At 65.7% G+C, this 2,470-nt stretch carries 3 protein-coding genes; all 3 read right to left on the bottom strand.

Features of this window, described 5'->3' with window-relative positions; all coding sequences use genetic code 11:
* A partial coding sequence (locus ACRDUX_RS03665) for a phosphotransferase family protein (protein WP_526411118.1) occupies window positions 1-512 on the bottom strand: 512 nt, incomplete at its 3' end.
* The gene (locus ACRDUX_RS03660) at window positions 509-1,798 is read right to left on the bottom strand and encodes an acyl-CoA dehydrogenase family protein (RefSeq protein WP_526411116.1); all 1,290 of its coding nucleotides are present in this window, start codon (window positions 1,796-1,798) and stop codon (window positions 509-511) included. The genes ACRDUX_RS03660 and ACRDUX_RS03665, both read right to left, overlap by 4 nt.
* An 88-nt stretch (window positions 1,799-1,886) precedes the next feature.
* On the bottom strand, window positions 1,887-2,470 hold a 584-nt coding region (locus ACRDUX_RS03655; RefSeq protein ID WP_526411114.1), incomplete at its 5' end, for a CoA transferase.

Raw genomic sequence — 2,470 nt, 5'->3', positions numbered from 1 at the left:
GTCATCCACCGGTCGACTTGGCGGTCCAGGAAACGCTCCGGGTGGGACAACCCCGCCAGCGGGGTGGACCGCCAGTCGACGTCGTGAAGACCCACCAGGGTGTCGATCAGCCCCTCCCCCACGGCATGGTGCGAATCGGGCTGCATGGCGAGGCTTTCGGGTAATCCGTTGCGGCGCACCACGTCGCCGTCGACGAAGGACATCACGAAGAAGGGCGCACCGAGGATCGCGGGATCCTCCCCAACGGCGAGGATCGTCGGGACCGGCACCGCCGAATCGGCCAACGCCTCGATCACCCGGGCTTCCCGGACCACGTGATGTGCCGTTCCCGACACCGACGTCAGCGGCGCTCGACGCACCACCCAGGACCGGTCCAGTCGCCCGACGAGGAACATCTCACAGCTGGCTCCCCCGGTCATCGGTGTCACCGTCACCTCGGCGGGCTCGCCCGTCACCTGCCCCAGCCACTCGGTGAAACGTGGGACGTCGAACGCTGCGGCGGTGCGGTTCACGCGGTGGCCTCCAGAAGATGGGCGAACCGTGCGCGGGCCGCCGCCAGTCGGGTGGGGACGTGTTCACTCGGCCAGCCCTCGACGGCCCCGTAGCGCGCTAGTTCACTCTTGGCGACACTCACCTTGTGCACTTCGTTGGCGCCGTCGACGAGGCTGGCCATCCGCGCCATCCGGTACATCAACTCCAGCGGCATGTCGCCGCTATAACCGAGCGATCCATGCACCTGCAAAGCACGGTCCACCACGTTGTGCAATACCTGCGCGTTGTATACCTTGCACATGGCGATGTCACTGCGGGCCGCCCGGTTGCCTTCTCGGTCGAACTTCCACGCCGCTCGCAGGGTCAGCAGTTTCGCGGTCTCCAGCTCGATACGGGAGTCGGCGACGTACTCCTGCACCATCTGGTGGCGGGTGTAGCTCTTGCCGAACGACGACCGTGACTGTGCCCGCTCGGCCATCATGTCGAAGGCGCGTTCGGCCTCGGCGAGCCACCGCGTCGCGTGATGCAACCGGCCCGGGCCCAGCCGGACCTGCGACAGCACGAACCCGTGACCTCGTGGGCCGATCAGATGGTCGGTTGGCACGCGCACATTGTCCAACACGACCTCGGCGTGGTTGCCGATCTGACCGAATGTGACGTCCGGGTCGTGCATCGACGGGATGTCCCGCAAGATCGTCAACCCCGGAGTGTCTCTCTCCACCACAATCATCGAGCACCGCAGATGCACCGGAGCCTCCGGCTCGGTGAGCACCATGAAGATGATGAAGTCGGCGATGGAGGCGTTGGTGATCATCCACTTGCGGCCGTTGAGCACCCACTCATCACCCTCGAGGACTCCGGTCGACTCGATCTGCGTGGGATCGGTGCCCGACACCCACGGCTCGGTGATGGCGAACGCGCTGCGGATGTCGCCGCGAAGGTTGGGCCACAGCCAGCGGTCCTTCTGCGCCTCGCTGCCGCCCTCGGCGATCAACTCGGCGTTGCCGGAGTCCGGCGCCATGTTCCCGAACACCTCCATCGCCAGGCCCACCCGCCCGGTAATGAGATTCATCTGCGCCAGGGGCAACTGCCCGAAGCCATTGCCACCCATGTCCTTCGGTAGATGCGCAGCCCACAACCCTCGATCGCGGACCCGGTTCTTGAGGGGATCCAACAGGTCCCTGGCCTGGGACGGCGACAGATACGGCAGCAGCGGTTCGATCGGACGCACCTCCTCGTCGACGAAGATCCGAACCCAGTCGAGCGTGGGTTGAAACTCCGGGTCTGCGCAGAAGTCCCATGCCATGACAACCACCTCTCTGACCCGAATGGCGAGGCGCCTTCGGGTCAGGTATTAGAACAACATTGTTTTCATGGTTTCGCAAAGGCCGAAGTCAGTCCTTCCACACCACGTTCGGATCGGTTGCCCTCCGAGCAGGACCCTCTGGGGGAGGGGGCACCGTTCGGGAGAACCGCGGGGCCACCGACGCCTGAAGGACACCATCGATCACGGCAAGGGAACGACGGGCCGTCATGTGCGGGTCGGCTGCAGCCTCGGCGAACGTCAACACCGGCGTCACACAGGCATCGGTGCCGTCGAACACCTCTGCCCATTCCTCGCGGGTTCGGGTCTTGAACGCCTCGGTGAAGGTCTCCCGCAAGGACTCCCACTGCGTGACGTCGTCGCGGTCGGGCAGGTTGGCCCGATCGGACAGGCCGAGACCGGTGAGCAATTCGGCGTAGAACTGCGGTTCCATGGCGCCGACCGCGACGAACCTTGCGTCGGCGGTTTCATACGTGTCGTAGTAGGGCGCACCGGTGTCGAGCATGTTGGTGCCACGCTCGTCGTTCCACAAGCCGATGCCACGCAGCGCCCAGATCATCTGGCCGAGCACCGAAACCCCGTCGACGATGGCGGCGTCGATCACCTGGCCTCGCCCGGAGGCCTGGCGCTCGATGATGGCGGCGAGGACGCCGA

The sequence above is a fragment of the Mycobacterium sp. genome (assembly GCF_050701675.1).
GTDB lineage: Bacteria > Actinomycetota > Actinomycetes > Mycobacteriales > Mycobacteriaceae > Mycobacterium.
The sequence above is the reverse complement of the archived record's forward strand: the minus strand, read 5'-3'. Positions and strand labels throughout refer to the sequence as shown.